At 45.6% G+C, this 2,264-nt stretch carries 1 protein-coding gene; it reads right to left on the bottom strand.

The features are described 5' to 3' along the window. A partial coding sequence (locus BUA15_RS13780; protein ID WP_178139429.1) for a hypothetical protein occupies positions 1 to 2,264 on the bottom strand: 2,264 nt, incomplete at both ends.

The following is a 2,264-nucleotide window of genomic DNA, read 5'->3' as shown; positions in this document are numbered from 1 at the left end:
CTGCCACCGCGGGCCGGCGGACGATCACCCGCAATGGGTGGATTGTCGTTGGGATTGTCTGCGTCCTGGCAGGAGAGCGACAGCGAGAGTGTGCGCTGGACCTGTTTGCTGGAAGTAGTGAAGGTGAACGTAGCGCTGCCGGTCAGGCGCTGGCCGAGGCGCTCGTCGGTGCATTCGGTCTGGACGGTGAAGGAGGTGGTAGAGTCAGGGGGCGTGATGGTAGCCTGGGTGGGGGTAAGGGTGAAGGGGCCCTGCGTGTTAGAGACCGAGACGGTTACGGTGCCGGCGTCTTTGGCAATGGCCTGTACGGTCTGTTGCAGGCGGTCGCCTTTCTGGCCCGTGAATTCGAGATGAGGAGGTTGTATCCTGAATTCCGGATTGCACAAATCCACCTCTCGTAGATAGGAAAATCCAAGTGGAAGGGTAAACAGGCCCAGTACAGGAATGCGGATGTAGGTGACAAGGTGGGCTTTTCCACCTTCGGGAGCACCACAGTCTAGTTTAGAAGCATCATAAGTAAACTGAAAGCGATCCTGTTGGGGCGTGCCCTGTCCTAAAAGAATCAGATCTTGACTGGCTATAGCCGTTTGCTGTATTTCAGGTTGGCTTTTAGCTGCGGGGCTTCCAACTCGATAGAGTGCAACCTCATTTGCCCAGCTTGAATAGCCTCCCAGCTTTCCTGCAATCAGATTCTGATTTCTGGAGATATTCAAATCGCTGAGATTGATGTTGCCAATGACTTTTTCGAAAAATACATGATTCCAAAGTTGGACATTGGCCGTTAGGCCCAGCCAGTCGAGGATGTCTCCAGCAGCCAGTAGACGAGCTTCACCGCCTAACTGAAGGGATATTCTACTTTTTCTTTTGGAAGCATCGGCCCCATTAACAGCACCCTGTAATGATACAGCTAACGGAGTAATAGAGGCATAAGGATTAATACCCAACCCAATAGAAGCATATCTTGTATTAAGCTCTCCAATATTTTCGATGTAAAGGATCCCGATCATGGGACCAAAAGTGAAAGGAATTAATTTTACTCTAGTTTCATAATAATCTAATTTTATTTTTGAGCTTATTTTTATCACATCTAATATAGAAACCTTGGCATAAGGTGTTGTTTCTATATTGAGAATGGATCCTCGAGATTCGCCTAAAACTCTATATAGAAGGCTTCCCAAATTCAGACTGAATGATCCTTTTATTCCTGCTTTAATGGAAAAGAGCTCAAGTTGGGGTGTAGTGGTTGCTACTAACTCTCCTGTTACGTTCGAGCTTCCAATACTGGCACTTAATGCAACACCAGCCCAGTATCCCCAGAATCTAATGCTCATGCCGGGGATAGGAATAATGTAGGTGATCCCTTCTATTTCTAGATCATCCTTCTGGGTTTTTATGGTGTATTTTACTTCTCCTTCTAACTTGGGAATGAAAACGACAGAAAGATTGCGATTATAAATAAGTTTGGCAGCAGATCTTATATCATGATTCCATAGAATATATTTCAGTATATAAAATGCATCACTTGTGTACCATGTTGTATAATTAATACCCCCAGCAACTCCGGCAGAGAAAATGATTTCTAACGTTCCTGATTCTGTTTCAAATTCACAGACTGCAGAGACTGTAACATCTAATCCTATCTTGTATGCACGTGTACTTCCAAGTTTAGGTTTTATCTTAGGCTTACAGAATGGTTTCTTCTTATCTTCTTGGATGAACTTGTTGAGGGATAGAGAATCTTTTTTGTTTAAAATTGGAAGAAAGCGTACATCATTGGGGTTGATAGGTGAAAGACCCTGTTGGATCATCTGGTTAATGTTGGGGAAGGGATAATTGTCGTAAATTTCTTCCAGGGGTAAAAGACGTACCCCTACAAGTACATAATTGCCATTTCGGGCAATAATCCGCTCAATTCGACCCCCAAAACTAAAACCTTCTCCTTTACTAACTATGAGTTGCCCAACTTGATATTTATAGGTAGAATCTTCCTCCAGAATACCTCCTGCTAACAGACCCGGCGGATTGTTGAGCAATACGTTCACCTGGGCCCATTGACTTGGAGTAAAGAGATTCTGGCGCTGGGCTAATTCAGCGGGGGTGAGCGGATAGCTTGTAGGCCAGATAGCTAGTTCCTCAGGAACTACAAGGACATTGGGCTTAATGCGGACTAAACGTACGATTGCCTGCCCCGCATAATACGTGCTGTCGGGAAGAGGAGCAGAGCGCACTTCAATTACCAGTACGCTGTCAATAACCGAACCCGC

The organism is Rhodothermus profundi, from assembly GCF_900142415.1.
Classification (GTDB): Bacteria; Bacteroidota; Rhodothermia; order Rhodothermales; family Rhodothermaceae; genus Rhodothermus; species Rhodothermus profundi.
The sequence above is the reverse complement of the archived record's forward strand: the minus strand, read 5'-3'. Positions and strand labels throughout refer to the sequence as shown.